Annotated in this window: 13 protein-coding genes, 20 tRNA genes, 3 rRNA genes and 1 other annotated feature; of the genes, 34 read left to right on the top strand and 2 right to left on the bottom strand. The window is 38.3% G+C overall.

Features of this window, described 5'->3' with window-relative positions:
• The first annotated feature begins 54 nt into the window (after positions 1 to 54).
• From AC0GLY_RS01815 to argH, 5 genes are all read left to right on the top strand, one after another.
• Positions 55 to 597, top strand: a complete 543-nt coding sequence (locus tag AC0GLY_RS01815) for a biotin transporter BioY (RefSeq protein WP_496611859.1) — start codon at positions 55 to 57, stop codon at positions 595 to 597.
• Positions 598 to 711: 114 nt separating this feature from the next.
• Positions 712 to 939 (top strand) — a binding site (T-box leader).
• A gap of 62 nt (positions 940 to 1,001) precedes the next feature.
• Positions 1,002 to 2,453, top strand: coding sequence for an ABC transporter substrate-binding protein/permease (locus AC0GLY_RS01820; protein ID WP_496611860.1), 1,452 nt, complete (start codon positions 1,002 to 1,004; stop codon positions 2,451 to 2,453).
• A complete protein-coding gene (locus AC0GLY_RS01825) occupies positions 2,446 to 3,189 on the top strand; it encodes an amino acid ABC transporter ATP-binding protein (RefSeq protein ID WP_496611861.1) in 744 nt (247 codons plus the stop codon). The genes AC0GLY_RS01820 and AC0GLY_RS01825 overlap by 8 nt, the downstream gene beginning before the upstream one ends.
• Position 3,190: 1 nt before the next feature.
• The gene (locus tag AC0GLY_RS01830; RefSeq protein ID WP_496611862.1) at positions 3,191 to 4,405 is read left to right on the top strand and encodes an argininosuccinate synthase; all 1,215 of its coding nucleotides are present in this window, start codon (positions 3,191 to 3,193) and stop codon (positions 4,403 to 4,405) included.
• Positions 4,402 to 5,775 (top strand): argininosuccinate lyase, encoded by a 1,374-nt coding sequence (argH, locus tag AC0GLY_RS01835; RefSeq protein WP_496611863.1) that lies wholly within the window; start codon positions 4,402 to 4,404, stop codon positions 5,773 to 5,775. The genes AC0GLY_RS01830 and argH overlap by 4 nt, the downstream gene beginning before the upstream one ends.
• A gap of 29 nt (positions 5,776 to 5,804) precedes the next feature.
• Here the strand turns inward: argH and AC0GLY_RS01840 are convergent, their stop codons facing one another.
• Both AC0GLY_RS01840 and AC0GLY_RS01845 read right to left on the bottom strand, forming a co-directional pair.
• Positions 5,805 to 6,617 carry a MucBP domain-containing protein gene (locus AC0GLY_RS01840; protein ID WP_496611864.1) on the bottom strand — a complete coding sequence of 271 codons (813 nt, stop codon included), beginning with the start codon at positions 6,615 to 6,617 and terminating at the stop codon, positions 5,805 to 5,807.
• 86 nt (positions 6,618 to 6,703) lie between these two features.
• Positions 6,704 to 8,698, bottom strand: a complete 1,995-nt coding sequence (locus tag AC0GLY_RS01845) for an ATP-dependent Clp protease ATP-binding subunit (RefSeq protein WP_496611865.1) — start codon at positions 8,696 to 8,698, stop codon at positions 6,704 to 6,706.
• Between the two features lie 161 nt (positions 8,699 to 8,859).
• Here AC0GLY_RS01845 and ykzS point away from each other — a divergent pair, with 161 nt between their 5' ends.
• From ykzS to AC0GLY_RS01990, 29 genes are all read left to right on the top strand, one after another.
• Complete coding sequence (gene ykzS / locus AC0GLY_RS01850; RefSeq protein WP_496611866.1) at positions 8,860 to 9,054, top strand: protein YkzS; 195 nt, start codon at positions 8,860 to 8,862, stop codon at positions 9,052 to 9,054.
• A gap of 101 nt (positions 9,055 to 9,155) precedes the next feature.
• Positions 9,156 to 9,422 carry a phosphocarrier protein HPr gene (locus tag AC0GLY_RS01855; RefSeq protein WP_496611867.1) on the top strand — a complete coding sequence of 89 codons (267 nt, stop codon included), beginning with the start codon at positions 9,156 to 9,158 and terminating at the stop codon, positions 9,420 to 9,422.
• Between the two features lie 124 nt (positions 9,423 to 9,546).
• A complete protein-coding gene (locus AC0GLY_RS01860; RefSeq protein WP_496611868.1) occupies positions 9,547 to 10,722 on the top strand; it encodes a glycosyltransferase family 4 protein in 1,176 nt (391 codons plus the stop codon).
• Positions 10,723 to 10,725: 3 nt separating this feature from the next.
• Positions 10,726 to 11,781, top strand: coding sequence for a glycosyltransferase family 4 protein (locus AC0GLY_RS01865; RefSeq protein ID WP_496611869.1), 1,056 nt, complete (start codon positions 10,726 to 10,728; stop codon positions 11,779 to 11,781).
• Positions 11,765 to 12,778, top strand: coding sequence for a lysylphosphatidylglycerol synthase transmembrane domain-containing protein (locus AC0GLY_RS01870; protein WP_496611870.1), 1,014 nt, complete (start codon positions 11,765 to 11,767; stop codon positions 12,776 to 12,778). Before AC0GLY_RS01865 ends, AC0GLY_RS01870 begins: the two co-directional genes overlap by 17 nt.
• A 31-nt stretch (positions 12,779 to 12,809) precedes the next feature.
• Entirely contained in the window at positions 12,810 to 14,873 is a 2,064-nt protein-coding gene (locus AC0GLY_RS01875) for an LTA synthase family protein (RefSeq protein WP_496611871.1), read from the top strand.
• Positions 14,874 to 15,216: 343 nt separating this feature from the next.
• Positions 15,217 to 16,793, top strand: a 16S ribosomal RNA gene (locus AC0GLY_RS01880).
• Positions 16,794 to 16,889: 96 nt separating this feature from the next.
• A tRNA-Ile gene (locus tag AC0GLY_RS01885) sits at positions 16,890 to 16,964 on the top strand.
• A gap of 27 nt (positions 16,965 to 16,991) precedes the next feature.
• Positions 16,992 to 17,064: transfer RNA gene (locus tag AC0GLY_RS01890), tRNA-Ala, on the top strand.
• A 168-nt stretch (positions 17,065 to 17,232) separates the two neighbouring features.
• A 23S ribosomal RNA gene (locus tag AC0GLY_RS01895) occupies positions 17,233 to 20,148 on the top strand.
• A gap of 82 nt (positions 20,149 to 20,230) precedes the next feature.
• Positions 20,231 to 20,347, top strand: a 5S ribosomal RNA gene (gene rrf, locus AC0GLY_RS01900).
• The 16S, 23S and 5S rRNA genes sit together here with 20 tRNA genes alongside, the layout of an rRNA operon.
• 7 nt (positions 20,348 to 20,354) lie before the next feature.
• Positions 20,355 to 20,427: transfer RNA gene (locus AC0GLY_RS01905), tRNA-Val, on the top strand.
• 2 nt (positions 20,428 to 20,429) lie between these two features.
• Positions 20,430 to 20,502, top strand: a tRNA-Lys gene (locus AC0GLY_RS01910).
• A gap of 32 nt (positions 20,503 to 20,534) precedes the next feature.
• Positions 20,535 to 20,607 (top strand) — tRNA-Thr (locus AC0GLY_RS01915).
• Between the two features lie 4 nt (positions 20,608 to 20,611).
• Positions 20,612 to 20,683: transfer RNA gene (locus tag AC0GLY_RS01920), tRNA-Gly, on the top strand.
• Positions 20,684 to 20,687: 4 nt separating this feature from the next.
• Positions 20,688 to 20,773: transfer RNA gene (locus AC0GLY_RS01925), tRNA-Leu, on the top strand.
• A gap of 7 nt (positions 20,774 to 20,780) precedes the next feature.
• A tRNA-Arg gene (locus AC0GLY_RS01930) sits at positions 20,781 to 20,854 on the top strand.
• 6 nt (positions 20,855 to 20,860) lie between these two features.
• Positions 20,861 to 20,934, top strand: a tRNA-Pro gene (locus AC0GLY_RS01935).
• Between the two features lie 30 nt (positions 20,935 to 20,964).
• Positions 20,965 to 21,038 (top strand) — tRNA-Met (locus AC0GLY_RS01940).
• Between the two features lie 10 nt (positions 21,039 to 21,048).
• Positions 21,049 to 21,123 (top strand) — tRNA-Ile (locus tag AC0GLY_RS01945).
• A gap of 70 nt (positions 21,124 to 21,193) precedes the next feature.
• Positions 21,194 to 21,283: transfer RNA gene (locus AC0GLY_RS01950), tRNA-Ser, on the top strand.
• A gap of 12 nt (positions 21,284 to 21,295) precedes the next feature.
• Positions 21,296 to 21,369 (top strand) — tRNA-Met (locus tag AC0GLY_RS01955).
• 4 nt (positions 21,370 to 21,373) lie between these two features.
• Positions 21,374 to 21,448 (top strand) — tRNA-Asp (locus tag AC0GLY_RS01960).
• Positions 21,449 to 21,456: 8 nt separating this feature from the next.
• Positions 21,457 to 21,529, top strand: a tRNA-Phe gene (locus AC0GLY_RS01965).
• Between the two features lie 32 nt (positions 21,530 to 21,561).
• Positions 21,562 to 21,632 (top strand) — tRNA-Gly (locus AC0GLY_RS01970).
• 5 nt (positions 21,633 to 21,637) lie between these two features.
• A tRNA-Ile gene (locus AC0GLY_RS01975) sits at positions 21,638 to 21,712 on the top strand.
• Between the two features lie 6 nt (positions 21,713 to 21,718).
• A tRNA-Ser gene (locus AC0GLY_RS01980) sits at positions 21,719 to 21,806 on the top strand.
• 27 nt (positions 21,807 to 21,833) lie between these two features.
• Positions 21,834 to 21,905, top strand: a tRNA-Glu gene (locus tag AC0GLY_RS01985).
• 19 nt (positions 21,906 to 21,924) lie between these two features.
• Positions 21,925 to 21,998: transfer RNA gene (locus AC0GLY_RS01990), tRNA-Met, on the top strand.
• Positions 21,999 to 22,002 lie beyond the last annotated feature (4 nt).

Below are 22,002 nucleotides of genomic sequence, written 5' to 3' on the forward strand. Positions count from 1 at the left end.
TAATCGCTTAATTCAGCCATAATTAAATCATTAAATTAATAGGAGAAATTGATTTTGAAAATTAGAGAAATTACTTACTGTAGTGTAATGTTGGCGATTATTGCAGCTTTTAGTTTAGTACCGCCAATTTCGGTTCCAATTATTCCCGTTCCCGTTTCATTTCAAACGATGGCAATTATGCTAGCAGGATCGTTACTTGGTAAAAAATTAGGAACCATTAGTGTTTTAATCTTTTTACTTTTAGTAGCCGTTGGAATGCCACTTTTAGTAGGTGGACGAGGAGGATTTAGCGTTTTTATGGGTCCAACAGCTGGATACTTACTAAGTTGGCCCATTAGTACCTTTTCGATTGGTTGGTTATTAGAAAAACTTGGTAAATTAAACTTTTGGAAATACTTAATTGCTAACTTACTCGGTGGAATGCTAGTGATGAACTTAATTGGAGCAGTTACATTATCATTTATGATTCATATTCCGCTCATGAAGGCTTTGATATCGACAATTATGTTTTTCCCAGGAGATGTAGTGAAAGCGGTAATTGTTTCGTTAATTGCTACTAAATTAGCTAAAATGAAAGTTGTTAAGTTAGTTGATTAAAATAAAAATAGAACAATAAATTAATTGATTTAAATAATTTGGCTAAATTACGAATTATTTTACAAAAAAAGGTTGTTTTTTTAATTATTCATGCTATGATAATTACAAGTTAAAAACAAAACGTTAACTAGGAAGTAGTAATTCAAAAGAGTGATTCAGTGAGATATTGGTTAGTGTGAAATATCAGAAGCTTTTTTAAGTGAACGTCGCCTAGAAGTTGTATGCGATTAAAACCATACTGGGTGCTCCCATTACTGAGCCAACGATTCGAATCTGGATTGTGAGAGATGTTATCTTTTAGATAACATAAATAAGGTGGTACCGCGCATAAGCGTCCTTTAGTCAAATGACTAATGGGCGCTTTTTTTGTTGGAAATTTTTAATTATTTAAGGGAGATGGGAAAATGAATAAGCTTTTGAAAATTTTGTTTTTATGTTTTGGTTTATTTCTGGGAGGTTTTGGAATATCTGGGACTGTTCATGCTGATAGTTCAGTACAAAGTATTAAAGATCGTGGAGTATTAAAAGTAGTTACCTCACCGGATTATCCGCCCTTTGAATTTCAAATTAATAAGCACGGTAAATCAGAAGATGTTGGGATTGATATTGAAATTGCTAAAAAAATTGCTAAAGATTTAGGGGTTAAATTAGAAATTAAAAACATGGATTTTACCGCTTTGTTAGTAGCAGTTCAAACTGGAAAAGCTGACATGGCTATTGGGGGAATTAATCCGACTCCAGAAAGACAACAAAATGCAGACTTTTCCAAAATTTACTATTACGGTGGACAAAATTTTTTGGTTAACAAAGCCGATGCGGAAAAATTCAAAAACCAAAATGCTTTAAAAGGCCAAAAAGTAGGAACTCAAACAGGAACTTTGCAACAACAACTAGCTAAGAAAGATTTAAAGGATTCTAAAAACGTTGGAATGGATAAAACGACCGACTTAATCTTAGCTTTAAAAACTAACAAGGTAGCTGCCGTGGGAGTCGAAAAACCAGTTGGGCAAGCTTATGTTGATAATGATAAAGACTTAAAAATGATTCCCGCTGACTATAAAATTGATAAAAAAGATACTGGGTCGGCAATTGCAATGGCTAAGGGGAATGATTCTTTAAAAGATGCTGTTAATCAAACGATTGATCAAATTCATAAAGAAAACTTGATGCCAAAATACTTAGCCGCAGCTGGTAAGGATATGAAAGTTAATACTGCTGATACATCAATGTTACATTACTGGAAATACTTCTATGATGGCTTGAAACATACGCTATTAATTTCAGTCCTTGCAGTGATTGGTGGAATTATTTTAGGAGTTATCCTAGCTTTAATGAAAATTAGTAAATTTAAAGTTTTAAGCTGGCCAGCTATTAGTTACGTAGAGGTGATTAGAGGAACCCCAATGATGGTTCAAGTTTTGTTAATCTACTTTGGGTTAGGAGTAATTATTAACATTCCTTCACTTATTGCTGGGATTATTGCAGTTACGTTAAATAGTTCAGCCTACGTCTGTGAAATTATCAGAGGGGGAATTGCCTCCGTTGATAACGGGCAAACTGAAGCAACTAAGAGTTTAGGATTAAGCAAAACGGATTCATTAAGATTCGTAATTTTACCACAAGCTTTTAAGAATATTTGGCCCGCTTTAGGAAACGAATTCATTTCTGTAATTAAGGAAAGTTCAATCGTTTCAATTATTGGAGTTACTGACTTAGTTTACGAACTAAATGTGGTTAGAGCTGATACTTATCGGGGAGTTGCTCCAATTGTCGTGGTAATGGTAATTTACTTTGTAATTACATTTACTTTAACTAGAGGATTAAATTATTTGGAAGGGAAAATGAATCATGACTAAACCAATTATTGAATTACACAATGTTAAAAAAAACTATGCGGAAAATCAAGTTTTAAAAGGAATTGACGGAGAGGTTCATGAAGGGGAAGTAATCTGTATCATCGGACCTTCTGGATCAGGGAAAAGTACCTTATTGAGATGCATTAATCAATTGGAAAAACCAACTGATGGAGAAGTTTTATTCAATGATGAAGATTTAGCTAAAATGTCAGAAAAAGAACTTAGTAAATTAGGTGAAGAAATTGGGATGGTATTTCAAAACTTTAACTTATTTCCAAACATGACCGTAATTGAAAATTTAAAGTTAGCTCCAATGAGAGTTAAACATTTAAACGATGCCAAAGCTGAAAAAATTGGGATGAAATATTTAAAAAGAGTTGGATTAGCTGATAAAGCCAATGCTTATCCCGTTAGTTTATCTGGGGGACAAAAACAAAGAGTCGCCATTGCTAGAGCTTTGGCCATGAATCCAAAAGTAATGTTTTTTGATGAACCAACGAGTGCGCTTGATCCTGAAATGGTTGGTGAAGTGCTAGCAGTTATGAAGGAACTAGCTGATGAAAATATGACGATGTTAGTGGTAACCCATGAGATGGGATTTGCAAAAAAAGTTGCTGATCAGGTTTGGTTTATGGCGGATGGTTACATTCAAGAAAAAAATACGCCACAAGCAATTTTTGATAATCCACAAGCAGATAGAACTAAAGAATTTATTGGAAAGATTATAGGTGATTAAAATGGAAAAACAAAAAGTAGTATTAGCCTATTCAGGTGGATTAGATACGTCAATTGCAATTGCGTGGTTAAAAGATCAAGGATACGACGTCGTTGCATGTTGTATTAACGTTGGAGAAGCCAAGGATTCTGAATACGTGAAAAACAAAGCTCTTAAAACTGGAGCAGTTGCAGCTTATGTTTTAGATGCTAAAGAAGAATATGCAGATCAATATTTGTCATTAGCATTACAAGCTAATGTGCTTTACGAAGGGGTTTATCCATTATCCTCAGCTTTATCAAGACCAGTAATCGTTAAAAAATTAGTAGAAGTTGCTAAAAAAGAAGGTGCTACCGCGATTGCCCATGGTTGTACGGGAAAAGGTAATGATCAAGTTCGGTTTGAAGTTGCAATTCATGCCTTAAATCCGGAAATTGAAGTTCTTAGTCCCGTTCGTGATTGGCATTGGTCTAGAGAAGAAGAAATTGATTATGCTAAAGAACATGGAATTGAAATTCCAATTGACTTAGATTCACCATATTCCATTGATTCTAATATTTGGGGAAGAGCTAACGAAGCCGGAATTTTGGAAGATCCTTGGGTTTCAGCACCTGAAGATGCTTTTGCAATTACAAAGGCAATTGCAGATACCCCTAATCAGCCAACGGAAATTGAATTAGAATTTAAAAATGGAATTCCCGTTAAACTAAATGGTAAAGCCATGTCATTTGCGACTTTAATTGAAAAATTAGATAAAATTGCGGGTGAAAACGGCATTGGTAGAATTGATCACATTGAAAATCGGCTAGTGGGAATTAAATCAAGGGAAATTTATGAAGCACCTGCTGCCACTGTTTTAATTAAAGCTCATGAAGAATTAGAAGATATTGTATTAGAACGTGATTTAGCTCACTTCAAACTTTTAATTGATCAAAAAATCTGTGAAGTAATTTATAACGGATTATGGTTTTCACCGTTAATGTCTGCCTTAAAAGCTTTTGTTGAACAATCACAAAAAGTTGTGAACGGAACTATTAAATTAGAATTGTTTAAAGGAAACATTATTATTTTAGGTCGGAAAGCAAGTTACAGTTTATATGATAAAGATTTAGCAACGTATACATCTTCTGATTCTTTTGACCAAGAAGCAGCGAAGGGATTTATTAAACTCTGGGGACTTCCAACTGAGGTTGCTAACCAAGTGGCAATGAAAAATAAGGGCGGTGAAGCTGAATGAGTGACAAATTGTGGGGCGGACGATTTCAAGGTGAAACGGATGCCTTAGTTGATCAATTTGGAGCTTCTATTAATTTTGATCAACTGATGGCTGCCGAAGATATTGAAGGATCATTGGCACATGTTAAAATGCTTGGAAAAACTGGAATTTTAGCCGAAGCTGATGTTTCCAAAATTGTGTCCGGTTTGGAATCAATTCAAAAAGATTTAGCTGCAGGAAACATTAAATTTTCCGTAGAAAATGAAGATATCCATATGAATATTGAAAGTATTTTAACGGATCGGATTGGACCGGTGGCAGGGAAATTGCATACGGCTCGCTCAAGAAATGATCAAGTTGCCACGGATTTTCATTTATACGTTAAAAAGCGAATACCGGTAGTGATTACTGAAATCACAAATTTACAAAAAGCGTTATTAAAGTTAGCAGAAGATAACGTTACCACAATTATGCCCGGATATACTCATTTGCAGCATGCGCAACCCATTTCCTATGCTCATTATCTAATGGCCTATTTTCAAATGTTACAACGAGATAAAGAACGATTTGAATTTAATTTAAAGCATACTGATATTTCACCATTAGGTGCTGCTGCTTTAGCTGGAACTACCTTTCCAATTGATCGGGAGTTTACGGCTCAAGCATTAGGGTTTACTGATATTTACGCTAATTCTTTAGATGCAGTTTCTGATCGGGACTTTGCGATTGAATTTTTAAGTAATAGTTCAATTCTAATGATGCATTTATCCCGATTTTCTGAAGAAATTAGTATGTGGGTTAGCCAAGAGTTTCAATATTTAGAGTTGAGTGACAGTTATACTACAGGAAGTTCCATCATGCCGCAAAAGAAAAATCCGGATATGGTTGAATTGATTAGAGGAAAAACTGGTCGAATTTATGGAAACTTAATGGGATTATTGACGACTTTAAAGGGAATTCCATTAGCTTATAATAAAGACTTGCAAGAGGATAAAGAAGGAGTCTTTGATACCTTCAAGACGATTATTCCATCCTTGAAAATTTTTACGGGAATGATTAAAACTTTGAAAGTTAACGAGCAAAAAATGAAAACCAGTACGGAAAATGATTATTCCAATGCTACTGAATTAGCTGATTATTTGGCGGTGAAAGGATTACCATTTCGTCAGGCACATGCGGTTGTTGGTAAGTTAGTATTACATGGCATACAAACTAAGCAAAATTTACAAGATATGTCACTTGCTGAATTAAAGTCTGGAAGTGAATTGATTGAAGCAGATGTATATCCTGAACTTCAGTCAGAAACAGCGGTTGCTAGAAGAAATTCTTTTGGAGGAACGGGGTTTGACCAAGTTAAACTTCAAATTAAAAATGCTAAAAAATTAGTTTAAATTAAAAAAGCACCCTAGCGGATGCTTTTTTAATTTAATTTTTTGGGTAATTCAGTAACTCGACTAACATAATCCTGTTTAACCCATTCGGCACCACCTAAAGATAACCAAGTTGTTTGATTAGTACGGACCTCTTTAAAAACTTTCCAAATTGAATCAGTTGGCAAAACGAAATCATACGCATTCTTATCTTCGGGATGACGATAAACTTGTGCAGCTGCCTTAATTTTAACCAAATAATTAACAGGTTGAACAATTTTCCAATCGTTACGTCGATAATATAAAACCACGTTTTGTGGTTCATGGGTATAATGTCCTGTTTTTTTGCCAATAGAACGGTAAAGCTGATAGCCATCAATTTTTGGATATTTGATTTGGTAAGTTTCCTGTAGAGAACCTGATATGAATTGGGGAACCTGCAGTAATTGATTCGTGTCATAATCAAAACAATAGACCATGACAGGTTGTCCTAGCTCTCTTTGATAATAAAATGCAACCGTTTGTTTGGTAGTTGTAACTTTAGAGCTCATACCATCGACTTTTTGAAAAAGATAGCCAGGAAAATTAGGAATGGTTAATTTTAAAGCATCACCTACATTAGTTTTAAAAATTAATGGAGGTTGTAATTCTTGATAATTTTCGTTGATGAATTTAACTAATACCGTGGCTGGAATCTTGGTAGCTAGTTCTTGCTTTTTGTTAACGGTAAGATGATAAGTTGGGTTAGAATCAATGTTTGTCTTATCAATTGAATTAGACAAACTGGGAGAATGGGATAAATGTCTAGGTTGGTGTGTAACTTGTACTTTTGCTTTAAATAATTTTTTGAAAAAATTAAACAAACTAAAAACCTCCAAATGTAATAGTTTAATTTTAACATTAAACTAAAAATGCTACTTACTGATTGTATCAGTAAGTAGCATTTTTACTATTTTGCATTAATTTTAATATTTTTATTTTGGTCTAAACTAGCGGTTAAATGCTTTACTTCAGGATTATCCAAAAGGTAGCCAGCAATTTGATCTTCCAATTGTTCTTGAATAACTCGACGTAAAGGACGAGCACCCATTACAGGATTATAACCCAATTCAACTAGCTGATTCTTAACATCTTCATTAACTTGAATAGTTAAATCATTTTGGGCTAAGTTATCAGTCATATCATCTAAGAGAATTCCAACAATTTGATGTAACTCTTTTTTATTTAATGAATTAAATTCGATAATGTCATCGAAGCGATTTAAAAATTCTGGTTTGAAATAAGCGCTAAGTTTATCAAGAACTGAGTGAGTATTCCCAGTTGCTTCGGCACCAAATCCAACGTTAGCACCAGTATTGGCACCAGCGTTACTAGTCATAATAATTACCGTATCTTTAAAAGAAACAGTTCGACCTTGTGAATCGGTTAAACGGCCATCATCTAAAACTTGTAAAAATGCATGAAGCACATCAGGGTGGGCTTTTTCAATTTCATCTAACAAAATTAAACTATAAGGATGACGACGAACCTTTTCAGTTAATTGACCAGCTTCATCATAACCAACGTATCCTGGAGCAGCTCCAATTAATTTAGCAATTGATTGGGGTTCTCGGTATTCTGACATATCGAACCGAATAATTGAGGCTTGGGAACCAAAAATTTGTTCAGCTAATTGCTTAGCAAGTTCAGTTTTTCCAACACCAGTAGGTCCAACAAATAAGAATGAGCCAATGGGACGACCAGATTTATTGAAGCCAACTCGATTTCTTTGAATTGCTTTAGATACTTTATTAACAGCTTGGTTTTGCCCAACTACGTGTTTTTCAAGGTTCTTATTAAGATTTTTAAGTTGATTCTTTTCTTGATCCTCAAGATTAGCAACTGGAATACTAGTAATTTCCTCAACCACTTGTTGCATATCCCGTTCAGTAACCGTATTATTTTTATTTTTTTCTTGAGTTAAATTATCTTTTTGCCGATTAAGTTGCTTTTCTCGATCGCGATAAAATGCAGCTGTTTCATAATCTTCTTTATCTAATGCAGTTTCTTTTTGTTTTTCTGCTTCTGAAATTTCTTTATCAATGGTCTTAGGATCAATGATGTTAAGCGTTAAGTTCTTTCTTGAACCAGTTTCATCCATTAAGTCAATTGCTTTATCGGGTAAGAAGCGATCACTGATGTAACGATTGGAAAGGGTTACTGCTGCTTTAATGGCAGCTTCTGTATAATGAACCATGTGATAATCTTCATAGTTTTTTTGAAGTCCCTTTAAAATTTTGATAGCTTGTTCAGTAGATGGTTCTTCGACCATAATTGGCTGAAAGCGACGTGCTAAAGCGGAATCTTTTTCAATATCCCGATATTCTTTAAGCGTAGTTGATCCAATTAATTGAAAATCGCCACGAGCAAGTGCTGGTTTTAAAACGTTTCCAGCATCAAGGCCGCCTTCAGAATTACCTGCCCCCATAATTTCGTGAATTTCATCGATGAAAAGAATTAAGTTTTTGTCAGCCTTAACTTCTTTGATAAGTGCTTGCATCTTTTTTTCAAATTGTCCTCGAATACCAGTTCCTTGAATCATTGAAACCATATCGATTTGAATAATTTTTTTATTGCGAAGTTTTTGTGGAACAGTCCCATCTGCAATTTTTTGGGCAAGACCTTCTACGATAGCAGTTTTACCAACTCCAGCTTCACCAATTAAGACAGGATTGTTTTTGGAACGACGATTTAAAACCTCGATTGCGCGAGCAGTTTGCTTTTCTCGGCCAATCATTGGATCAAGTTTACCTTGACGGGCTAATTTAGTTAAATCAGTTCCATATTGAGCAATAATGCCAGTATTTTTGCCGCCATTGCTAGGATTTTTAGTACCATTCATTTGCATTGAGCGTAGTAGGTCATCGATATTACCAAAACCATAAGCGCCTTGTTGTCCTTCCATATTAGTAACCTCCTTAAAATGTTAGCTAGTTTGACCATTGCTGACCATGTAAAATCAATTATACTCACTCAAAAAGTTGTTTCAAGTAAAGCGACTGCTAAATAATATTTAATAATATATGTTAGAATTAAAGAGAAAACGTTTTCAAATGGGGGTCTTTTTTGGATAAAACAAAAGCAGATTATACAGCCTTGTTGGATCAACTGCGGGATGGAAAAATTAAGGAACTGACGATTATGCCAGATGAATTTTTCATTTTTCAACAAGCGTTTATGGATTATGAGACTCGTAAACGAATTATTGGAACCGCTGGAGATCGGGGAATCGTCGTTTATCATTATGATAATGATAATTAATTCTTAAATTCATAAAATACAGGCTTTAAAAACTTGTATTTTAAATTAGTTATTGGTAACCTTAGAGTATAAAAAGGTAAATTAAAAGGAGTGCGTTTATTATGGAAAAACGTCAATTCAAAATTACAGCAGAAACCGGTATTCACGCTCGTCCTGCTACTTTCTTAGTTCAAACTGCAAGTAAATTTAACGCGAACATTACATTAGAATATGAAGATAAAACAGTTAACCTTAAGTCAATTATGGGGGTTATGTCACTTGGTGTTGGCCAAAACGCGGTAATTACCATTACTGCTGAAGGAGAAGATGCCAAAGAGGCTTTAGATGCGATTGCAAAAACCATGAAAGATGAAGGCTTAATTGATTAATCTTTAAATGAATAAAAAGAGTTGCTACGGCAGCTCTTTTTATTTATTTTCACAATTTGCAAAGTAGATTTTTAAACCATATAATTACAGTTGTTTAACTCAAATTGAAAGGATGAAAATTAACTTGAATATTGGCTTATTTACAGATACATATTTCCCCCAAGTTAGCGGGGTGGCTACCTCAATCAAGACCCTTAAAGATGAGTTAGAACGTCGTGGAAACAATGTCTATATCTTTACTACCACAGATCCAAATGCTCATGAAATACAAGACGATCATATTTATCGTTTTTCTAGTATTCCGTTTATTTCATTTACAGAGCGTAGGATTGCAGTACGAGGACTATTTCAAGCAACTCAAATTGCAAAAAAACTGCATTTGGACATTGTTCATACGCAAACCGAATTTTCAATGGGGATGATTGGTAAGTTTGTTGCAAAAAATTTAAATATTCCTTGTCTTCATACTTATCATACAATGTATGAGGATTATTTACATTATGTGGCCAACGGTCATTTATTGAAACCCATTCACGTTAAAGAAGGGACTTTGTATTTTTGTCATCATTTAAATGGAATCGTTTCACCTAGCAAGCGAGTTTTAGATAAGCTAACGGGTTATGGAGTTAAAAGTCCAATTCGAATTATTCCAACAGGAATTAATGTTGCACATTATGATAAGCCAACTCATACTGATGTCCGAAAAAAATTAGGCATTGGGAGTAAGACTCCAGTTATGTTATCAGTTAGTCGCTTAGCATATGAAAAAAATATTTCAGAATTAATTGATGCTTTTCCAAGTATTTTAAAAAAAGTTCCAGAAACTAAGTTAGTGATTGTAGGACAAGGGCCAGCAGAAACTGATCTTCAGCAACAAGTTAAAGATTTAAAGCTAGAAGCATCAGTAATTTTTACTGGTGAAATTGACAATGACGATGTTAATCAATATTACCGCATGGCAGATCTTTTTGTATCTACTTCAGAATCAGAATCACAAGGATTAACTTATATTGAAGCCATGGCTGCAGGAACTAAGGTTGTCATAGCAGCTAGTCCTTATACCGATGGTCTTGTTAATGACAAATCACTAGGGATGACCTTTAAGTCAGAAGCCGAGTTTATTGATGATGTAGTGGGCTATTTAAATCATCCAGAGGATTTTCCTAATAACATAGAATTGCGGAAACAAAAATTACATGATATCTCAGCGGTCTATTTTGTTGATCAAATACTCGATTTTTATGAAGATGCATTGAATAATTATGAAAATGCAGATGATGAAGAGGATGATGAGGAGTAGCTAATGCTAAAAATTGATATGTTTTCCACTGCCACTAAGGTTAAAGGACAAGGAGTAGGAAGTGCTTATACTGAATTAGTGCGGATGTTACGAGCAAAATTTCCTCAACAATTTAAAATTGAAATTAATGACTATCATCAAACTGATCTTAGCCATTACCATACCATTAATCCGACTTTTTACTTGTCTACTTTTTCAAAAAAACGCGGTCGAAAAATTGGGTATGTTCACTTTTTACCAGAAACTTTAGATGAAAGCTTGAATATTCCAACTCCATTTCGGCAGTTGTTTTATAAATATGTAATTGCTTTTTATAAGCGAATGGATGAAATCGTGGTGGTTAATCCAACTTTTATTCCAAAATTGGAAAAATATGGAATTAAAAAAAATAAAATTACTTATATCCCTAATTTTGTTAGTAAAAATGAATTTCATATGGTTACACCAGCAGAAAAAATTAAGTTAAGAAAAAAGTACCAGTTTGATACTCATAAATTTACGGTAATTTGTACTGGACAAGTTCAAACCCGAAAGGGGGTCTTGGATTTTGCAAAGTTAGCTCGGCAAAATCCTGATTTTCAATTTATTTGGGTTGGGGGCTTCTCCTTTGGTGCGATGACTGCTGGTTATGAAGCATTGAAAAAGTTAGTTGCTAATCCACCTGCTAACTTAGTTTTTCCAGGAATTGTTGACCGGAAAAAGTTAGTTGATTATTATGATTTGGCCGATGTATTTTTATTACCATCATTTAATGAGTTATTTCCAATGTCGGTATTAGAGGCATTTTCGTGTGGATTACCAGTTGTCTTACGTAACTTAGAACTTTATCAAGAAATTATTGGTGGCTATTATCTTGCAGCTGATAATGAAAAACAAATGGATGTAATTTTGAAAGAGTTATTCACCCATCCAGAATTAATTCAGCAATATGCAAAAAAAGCTCAGGCTGCATCGACTTACTATTCTGAGGATCATTTAGCCGAAATTTGGTATCAATTTTATACAAAACAGGCTGAAATTGGGCGAGTGAAAGGACAGATTAATGTCAAAAAGAAATAAGCTATCTTTTCTCTTAGTAGTTGCGCTGGGCCTTATTATTGCTTGGTATGCTCTTCGTGACATTAAGTTTTCAGTTTTAATTGAGGACTTAGCTAAAATCAATTTATGGTGGTTACTAATTGCAGGTAGCTGTATTCTGTTATATTTGTTTTTTGAAACGGTGATTACTTATTTACTGGTTCACAATAGTAATCCAAGTTTTACCTTTCACGATGCAATTCGAGTTCCATTAGTTGAACAATTATTTAATGGAATCACCCCATTTTCTTCCGGTGGCCAGCCAGCTCAATTAATTGTGTTGATGCAGTCGGGTGTTGATGCGGGAAAAGCAACTTCAGCATTAGTGATGAAATTTGTTGTTTATCAAATTATGATCGTCCTTAATTTTGTAATTAGTTTAATCATCGGATTTGAGTATTTGATCGATAAAGTTCATGCCTTAGCCTGGTTTGTTTTATTTGGGTTTTTGATTCATTTAGTGGTAATTGTGGGTTTGTTGATGGTTATGTATTGGCACCAGTTTACTAAAAAAATAATCAATGTCTTGATCAAACCCTTAAAGTGGTTTGTAAGTGAGGAGCGTTACCAAAATTGGGTAGCTGTCATTAATGAAAAAATTGATTCATTTTATGTTGAAAGTGTTAAAATCGGACATCAATGGAAGTTGCTAATCAAAGTTTTTGTTTTGACTTTTTTTCAGTTGCTTTTCTACTATATGATTCCATACTTTGTGATGCGCTCTTTAGGGTCTAATAATGCTAACATCATTATGGTTACTAGTTTGAACATTCTAATTTTCTTAGTAATCTCGATGTTTCCAATTCCTGGTGGGGCTGGTGGAGCCGAGTATAGTTTTGAAATGTTATTTAAAAGTTACATTCATAGCAGCAGTAAATTAGCAGTGGCAATGATTTTATGGCGAATTCTTACGTATTATGTAGGACTAGTTTTAGGATTATTTGCCCTATTAGAAAAACCAAGTAAACGAAAAAAATAAGTTACCTGATATCATTTTGGAGGAAAAAGGAATGTCTAACGTCTTAAAGCACATTCGAAATTTTTTTAATACTACTTTTGGTTTCTTTTTACTAGTAGTAGTTTTATTCTGTTTGAAAACCTATCTTGCCTATCGGACAGATTTTACGCTCGGAGTGTCTGGGGGAGTACAAAATTTTTTACTTGCCGTTAATCCAATTCCGTCAGCGCTGTTATTATTTGGAATTGCCTTATATTTTAGGGGAAAGTTATCATATTGGTTGATGTTGATCATTGATTTTTTACAATCAACATGGTTGTTCGCTAATATCTTGTACTATCGTGAATTTTCAGATTTTCTTTCAATGGGAATCATTAAAGGAACCGGAGATGTACAAAATAATTTGGGGAAAAGTTTTGTTCAAATTTTGCGCCCGGGAGACTTTTTAGCCTATGCAGATATTGTAATTTTAATTTTATTATTAGTTTTTAAAGTGATTAAAATTGATAAAAAACCATTTAAGAAGCGATATGCGTTTTTAATTACGCTTCTTTCGTTTGTATTAATGTTTGCGGAATATAGCGTAGCAAATGCTGATCGTTCAGGACTATTAACTAGAACATTTGATAATAATTATATTGTTAAGTATTTAGGCTTGGATGAGTATGCAGCTTTTAACATTTATCAGAATCATCAAGAGAGTGCTACACGTTCAAATGCAAAAGTTTCTGACTTGAAGGGCGTTGAAAAGTTCATTAATCAGAATCAGGCGAGTCCAAATGTTCAATATTTTGGAAAAGAAAAAGGGAAGAACGTTTTTATTATTCATTTAGAAAGTTTCCAACAATTCTTGATTGATTATAAAGTTGATGGAAAAGAAGTTACTCCCAATATTAATAAGTTCTATCATAACCAGCATACCCTTGCATTTGATAATTTCTATCATCAAGTAGCTCAGGGGAAAACTTCAGATGCTGAAATGATGTTGGAAAATTCACTATATGGATTGCCACAAGGCTCAGCAATGGTTAGTTATGGAGCACAAAATACTTATCAAGCAGCTCCTTCAATTTTAGATGAAGAAGCTGGTTATACTAGCGCGGCTTTTCATGGAGATGTTCCGACTTTCTGGAATCGAAATAATGCCTATAAGTCATGGGGCTATGATTATTTCTTTAGTGATGCATACTATAAAACTAAGCCAGAATACAATGTTGGTTATGGGATGAAGGATAAGATTTTCTTCAAGCAGTCAATTCCTTATATTCAACAATTGCCACAACCCTTTTATGCTAAATTAATTACTTTGACTAACCATTATCCATATGAGTTAGATAAGAAGAATACGTCATTTCCAGCAACTAATACAGGGGATAGTACGGTTGATCCATACGTACAAACGGCGCATTATCTTGATCAATCATTTGGGGAATTTGAAGCTTATTTGCAAAAGAGTGGCTTAGCTAAGAATAGTGTTGTGGTTTTGTATGGTGATCATTATGGAATTTCAAATAATCATCGTCCAGCAATTGCCAAGTTGTTAGGGAAAAAGAATGTTGATAAGTATGATTTAGCCCAGTTCCAAAAAGTCCCATTTATGATTAATGGTAGTAACTTAGATGGTCATATTGATCACACGTATGGTGGAGAAATTGATGTTTTACCAACTTTATTGCATTTATTGGGAATTAAGAATAATAATATGATTCAATTTGGACATGATTTGATGAGTAGTCAAAATCCACAAATTGTCCCATTCCGTAATGGAGATTTTGTATCTAAACAATATACTAAGGTTGGTGGAACGATTTACGATACAACAACTGGTAAAGAAATTCATCCTACAAAATCTGAAAATAAAGAAATTGCTAAAATACAAGCGTACGTTGATGATTCCTTAAAGAATTCCGACAAGGTTGTGTATGGAGATTTACTTCGCTTCCATAAAATTAAAGGTTATAAAAACATTAAAAAGAAAACAATTGATTATAATAAAAAAGCTGCTTTGAAAAAGCTTAAAGAAGAAGATAAAAAGAAAAAAACTGATTTAATCAATGAAAATGGTGGAAAATCAACGGTTGATGATTTTAAAACTGATGCCCCAGAACTTAAATAAAATAAAAAAGATGCTTAGTTGGCATCTTTTTTTATTTTATGAAAAAAGTTATTGACGAAAGCTCGTTCACTTGGTAAGATAGTATTTGTCGTTGAGATGATTTGTTTTTTCAAATCAAACAAATGAAAAAGTTGTTGACAAGAAAAGTCAATCATTATATAATGATTAAGTCGGTAAATGAGTGATAATCATTCATTTCTGCTTGAGTAGATCTTTGAAAACTGAACAAGATTTTGATTACAATAAAGTGTAAGGATAATTTTTAAACTTGGTTTAGAAATTAAACAAATGCAATGTCAATTTGCAAAAACAAATAAATAAGAGCTAGTAAAGTTCTCATTTCTAAAATGAGAGTTTGATCCTGGCTCAGGACGAACGTTGGCGGCGTGCCTAATACATGCAAGTCGAACGAAGTCGCCCATTTGAAGTTTGGTGCTTGCACCAAACTGATTTTGGATCCGACTGAGTGGCGAACTGGTGAGTAACACGTGGGTAACCTGCCCAGAAGAAGGGGATAACACCTGGAAACAGATGCTAATACCGTATAACAACAAGAACCACATGGTTCTTGTTTGAAAGCTGGCCTTGGTGCTAGTGCTTCTGGATGGACCCGCGGCGTATTAGCTAGTTGGTGAGATAATAGCTCACCAAGGCAATGATACGTAGCAGACCTGAGAGGGTAATCTGCCACAATGGGACTGAGACACGGCCCATACTCCTACGGGAGGCAGCAGTAGGGAATCTTCCACAATGGACGAAAGTCTGATGGAGCAACGCCGCGTGAGTGAAGAAGGGTTTCGGCTCGTAAAACTCTGTTGTTAGAGAAGAACGGCTGTGAGAGTAACTGCTCACAGTGTGACGGTATCTAACCAGAAAGTCACGGCTAACTACGTGCCAGCAGCCGCGGTAATACGTAGGTGGCAAACGTTGTCCGGATTTATTGGGCGTAAAGGGAGCGCAGGCGGTTTATTAAGTCTGATGTGAAAGCCTTCGGCTTAACCGGAGAAGTGCATCGGAAACTGATAAACTTGAGTGCAGAAAAGGATAGTGGAACTTCATGTGTAGCGGTGAAATGCGTAGATATATGAAGGAACACCAGTGGCGAAGGCGGCTATCTGGTCTGTAACTGACGCTGAGGCTCGAAAGCATGGGTAGCAAACAGGATTAGATACCCTGGTAGTCCATGCCGTAAACGATGAATGCTAGGTGTTGGAAGGTTTCCGCCTTTCAGTGCCGCAGCTAACGCATTAAGCATTCCGCCTGGGGAGTACGACCGCAAGGTTGAAACTCAAAGGAATTGACGGGGACCCGCACAAGCGGTGGAGCATGTGGTTTAATTCGATGCTACGCGAAGAACCTTACCAGGACTTGACATCTTCTGCCACTCTAAGAGATTAGAGGTTCCCTTCGGGGACAGAATGACAGGTGGTGCATGGTTGTCGTCAGCTCGTGTCGTGAGATGTTGGGTTAAGTCCCGCAACGAGCGCAACCCTTGTCTTTAGTTGCCAGCATTAAGTTGGGCACTCTAGAGAGACTGCCGGTGATAAACCGGAGGAAGGTGGGGACGACGTCAAATCATCATGCCCCTTATGTCCTGGGCTACACACGTGCTACAATGGACGATACAACGAGTTGCGAAACCGCGAGGTCAAGCTAATCTCTTAAAGTCGTTCTCAGTTCGGATTGCAGTCTGCAACTCGACTGCATGAAGTTGGAATCGCTAGTAATCGTGGATCAGCATGCCACGGTGAATACGTTCCCGGGTCTTGTACACACCGCCCGTCACACCATGAGAGTTTGTAACACCCAAAGTCGGTTGGATAACCTTTTAGGAGTCCGCCGCCTAAGGTGGGACAGATGATTAGGGTGAAGTCGTAACAAGGTAGCCGTAGGAGAACCTGCGGCTGGATCACCTCCTTTCTAAGGAATAATTCGGAACCTTACATTAATCAAAATCTTGCTCAGTTTTGAGAGTATTTACTCTCTTATTTAAATATTCATAGTATTCGCTTTTTTGGGCCTATAGCTCAGCTGGTTTAGAGCGCACGCCTGATAAGCGTGAGGTCGGTGGTTCGAGTCCACTTAGGCCCATACCGAAAAGTCGGTTTTGAATATTATGGGGAATTAGCTCAGCTGGGAGAGCACCTGCTTTGCAAGCAGGGGGTCAGCGGTTCGATCCCGCTATTCTCCATTGACACGTTAGTGTCATTTTTGTTCTTTGAAAACTAGATAATATTATTTTCTGTAATAATTATATTTTTATATAATTGAACCGAGAAATAACCATTGTGTTATTTTTGAGTTTTTTAATTAGTTTTAATCGCTAAAACTCAAATAATTTATAATCCGTCGGATTATAGGTTAAGTTAATAAGGGCGCATGGTGAATGCCTTGGTACTAGGAGCCGATGAAGGACGCAACTAACTGCGATAAGCTTCGGGGAGCTGTACGTAAGCTTTGATCCGGAGATTTCCGAATGAGGAAACTCGACCAGTGTTATGACTGGTCACTGCATAGTGAATACATAGCTATGCAGAGGCAGACGTGGGGAACTGAAACATCTAAGTACCCACAGGAATATAAAGAAATTTCGATTCCCTAAGTAGCGGCGAGCGAACGGGGAATAGCCCAAACCGAACCCTTGTGGTTCGGGGTTGTAGGACTGAACATTTGAGTTACAAAAGTATTTGATAGTTGAAGTAGTTGGGAAGCTACACCAAAGAGAGTGATAGTCTCGTAAACGAAATCAAATACCCTCAGTTCAGGATCCTGAGTACGGCGACACACGTGAAACGTCGTCGGAATCTGGGAGGACCATCTCCCAAGGCTAAATACTCCCTAGTGACCGATAGTGAACCAGTACCGTGAGGGAAAGGTGAAAAGCACCCCGGAAGGGGAGTGAAATAGTTCCTGAAACCATGTGCCTACAAGCAGTCAGAGCCCGTTAATGGGTGATGGCGTGCCTCTTGTAGAATGAACCGGCGAGTTACAGTTGCATGCAAGGTTAAGCCGAAAAAGCGGAGCCGTAGCGAAAGCGAGTCTTAATAGGGCGCCATAGTATGTTGCCGTAGACCCGAAACCAGGTGATCTACCCATGTCCAGGATGAAAGTGCGGTAATACGCACCGGAGGTCCGAACCCGTGTACGTTGAAAAGTGCTGGGATGAGGTGTGGGTAGCGGTGAAATTCCAAACGAACTTGGAGATAGCTGGTTCTCTCCGAAATAGCTTTAGGGCTAGCCTCGGAATTAGAATCATGGAGGTAGAGCCACTGTTTGAGCAAGGGGTCCATCTAGGATTACTGAGTTCAGATAAACTCCGAATACCATTGATTTATGTCCGGGAGTCAGACGATGAGTGATAAGATCCATCGTCGAAAGGGGAACAGCCCAGACCGCCAGTTAAGGTCCCTAAATATATGCTAAGTGGAAAAGGAAGTGGAGTTGCATAGACAACTAGGATGTTGGCTCAGAAGCAGCCACCATTTAAAGAGTGCGTAATAGCTCACTAGTCGAGTGATTCTGCGCCGAAAATTTACCGGGGCTAAGCATATTACCGAGACTGCGGACGCAACTACGTTGCGTGATAGGAGAGCGTTCTAAGGGCAATGAAGGTAGACCGTAAGGACTGCTGGAGCGCTTAGAAGTGAGAATGCCGGTATGAGTAGCGAAAGATCAGTGAGAATCTGATCCACCGAATGACTAAGGTTTCCTGGGGAAGGCTCGTCCACCCAGGGTTAGTCGGGACCTAAGCCGAGGCTGAGAAGCGTAGGCGATGGATAACAGGTTGAGATTCCTGTACTAGTTAATTATGTTTGAACGATGGAGGGACGCAGTAGGCTAAGATTAGCACACGAATGGAAAGGTGTGTTCAAATCGTAAGTCAGTTTAAGAGTTAAATGCTTTTAAGCGAGTTGACAAGCGATGATGAGGATCGAAATTTAAGTAGAGAAGGATCTGACGTCACACTGCCGAGAAAAGCTTCTAGTTAGTAATTAATTACCCGTACCGCAAACCGACACAGGTAGTCGAGGAGAGTATCCTCAGGTGAGCGAGAGAACTATCGTTAAGGAACTCGGCAAAATGACCCCGTAACTTCGGAAGAAGGGGTGCTGGCCTCACGGCCAGCCGCAGTGAAAAGACTCAAACGACTGTTTATCAAAAACACAGGTTTATGCAAAATCGTAAGATGAAGTATATGGGCTGACGCCTGCCCGGTGCTGGAAGGTTAAGTGGAAGTGTTAGCTTCGGCGAAGCACCGAAATGAAGCCCCAGTAAACGGCGGCCGTAACTATAACGGTCCTAAGGTAGCGAAATTCCTTGTCGGGTAAGTTCCGACCCGCACGAAAGGCGTAACGATTTGAGTACTGTCTCAACGATAGACTCGGTGAAATTAAGATACCTGTGAAGAAGCAGGTTACCCGCGACAGGACGGAAAGACCCCATGGAGCTTTACTGTAGCTTGATATTGGGTGTTTACATAACTTGTACAGGATAGGTAGGAGCCATAGAAGCCGGGACGCTAGTCTCGGTGGAGGCGTCAGTGGGATACTACCCTTGTTATGTGAACACTCTAACCCTGCGCACTGATCGTGCGCGGAGACAGTGTCTGGTTGGCAGTTTGACTGGGGCGGTCGCCTCCTAAATAGTAACGGAGGCGCTCAAAGGTTTGCTTAGAATGGTTGGAAATCATTCCAAAAGTGTAAAGGCAAAAGCAAGCTTGACTGCGAGACATACAGGTCGAGCAGGGACGAAAGTCGGACTTAGTGATCCGGTGGTACCAAATGGAAGGGCCATCGCTCAACGGATAAAAGCTACCCTGGGGATAACAGGCTTATCTCCCCCAAGAGTTCACATCGACGGGGAGGTTTGGCACCTCGATGTCGGCTCATCGCATCCTGGGGCTGTAGTTGGTCCCAAGGGTTGGGCTGTTCGCCCATTAAAGCGGTACGCGAGCTGGGTTCAGAACGTCGTGAGACAGTTCGGTCCCTATCCGTCGCGGGCGCAGGAAATTTGAGAGGAGCTGTCCCTAGTACGAGAGGACCGGGATGGACATACCGCTGGTGTATCAGTTGCGCCGCCAGGCGCATTGCTGAGTAGCTATGTATGGATGAGATAAACGCTGAAAGCATCTAAGTGTGAAACTCGCCTCAAGATGAGATTTCCCATTCCTATATGGAAGTAAGACTCCTGAAAGATGATCAGGTAGATAGGTTAGAAGTGGAAGCGTAGTGATACGTGAAGCGGACTAATACTAATCAGTCGAGGACTTAACCAAGTAGAATGAAGATTCAATGGAAGTTAATCGGAAGAAAATAATATTGTCTAGTTTTGAGAGAATAATTTTTCTCAGAAAATAGTGTAGTGACGATAGCCTGAAGGATACACCTGTTCCCATGCCGAACACAGAAGTTAAGCTTCAGTACGCCAAAAGTAGTTGGGGGATCGCCCCCTGCGAGGATAGGACGTTGCTACACAATCAATGGAAGATTAGCTCAGCTGGGAGAGCACCTGCCTTACAAGCAGGGGGTCACAGGTTCGATCCCTGTATCTTCCATTGAGCCGTTAGCTCAGCCGGTAGAGCATCTGACTTTTAATCAGAGGGTCGGCAGTTCGAACCTGCCACGGCTCATTAAAACTAAATATTTTTTAGGCATAGTATATGCCGACTTAGCTCAGTTGGCAGAGCACCTGTCTTGTAAACAGGGGGTCGGAGGTTCGAATCCTCTAGTCGGCATTATGCGGAAGTAGTTCAGTGGTAGAACGCCAGCTTGCCATGCTGGAGGTCGCGGGTTCGAATCCCGTCTTCCGCTTTATGCCGGGGTGGCGGAATTGGCAGACGCACAGGACTTAAAATCCTGCGGTCAGTAATGACCGTACCGGTTCGATCCCGGTCCTCGGCATTATTATGCACCTATAGCGCAATTGGATAGAGTGTCTGACTACGAATCAGAAGGTTGCAGGTTCGACTCCTGCTAGGTGCATTTTTTCGGGAAGTGGCTCAGCTTGGTAGAGCACCTGGTTTGGGACCAGGGGGTCGCAGGTTCGAATCCTGTCTTCCCGATTAGATAATTATTGTTTGTTGTCTATAGATCGCGGTGTAGCTCAGCTGGCTAGAGCGTCCGGTTCATACCCGGGAGGTCGGGGGTTCGATCCCCTCTGCCGCGATTAGGTCCATGGATCTTTAGCTCAGTTGGTTTAGAGCTGACGGCTCATAACCGTCCGGTCGTAGGTTCGAGTCCTACAAGATCCATAAATTAGACCAAGGGTCTAATACCTATTGCAAAGTTTCTTTTTACATGATACAATTGTTTTTGTGTTATGGAGGATTACCCAAGTCTGGCTGAAGGGAACGGTCTTGAAAACCGTCAGGCGAGTCAAATCGCGCGAGAGTTCGAATCTCTCATCCTCCTTTTTTTAATTATCGCGGGGTAGAGCAGTCTGGCAGCTCGTCGGGCTCATAACCCGGAGGTCGTTGGTTCAAATCCAGCCCCCGCAATTTTGGTCCGTTGGTCCAGTCGGTTTAAGACGCCTGCCTGTCACGCAGGAGATCACGAGTTCGAGTCTCGTACGGACCGCTTAACTTGGCTCTGTAGCTCAGTTGGTAGAGCAACGGATTGAAGCTCCGTGTGTCGGCAGTTCGATTCTGTCCAGCGCCATTGTTTCATTTTTTTATAAAGCATATTATTATGCGGGTGTAGTTTAGTGGTAAAACCATAGCCTTCCAAGCTATTGTCGCGAGTTCGATTCTCGTCACCCGCTTTAATGGGCCTATAGCTCAGCTGGTTTAGAGCGCACGCCTGATAAGCGTGAGGTCGGTGGTTCGAGTCCACTTAGGCCCACTTCTTGGAGAAGTACTCAAGTGGCTGAAGAGGCGCCCCTGCTAAGGGTGTAGGTCGCGTAAGCGGCGCGAGAGTTCGAATCTCTCCTTCTCCGTTAGTTAAGTTAGTCATTATTTTATATGACCCGCTGGTCAAGTGGTTAAGACACTGCCCTTTCACGGCAGTAACATGGGTTCGAATCCCGTGCGGGTCATTTTTAATATATTTATTATCGCGGGGTAGAGCAGTCTGGCAGCTCGTCGGGCTCATAACCCGGAGGTCGTTGGTTCAAATCCAGCCCCCGCAATTTT

The sequence above is a fragment of the Fructilactobacillus sp. YLN 2507 genome (genome assembly GCF_059614085.1).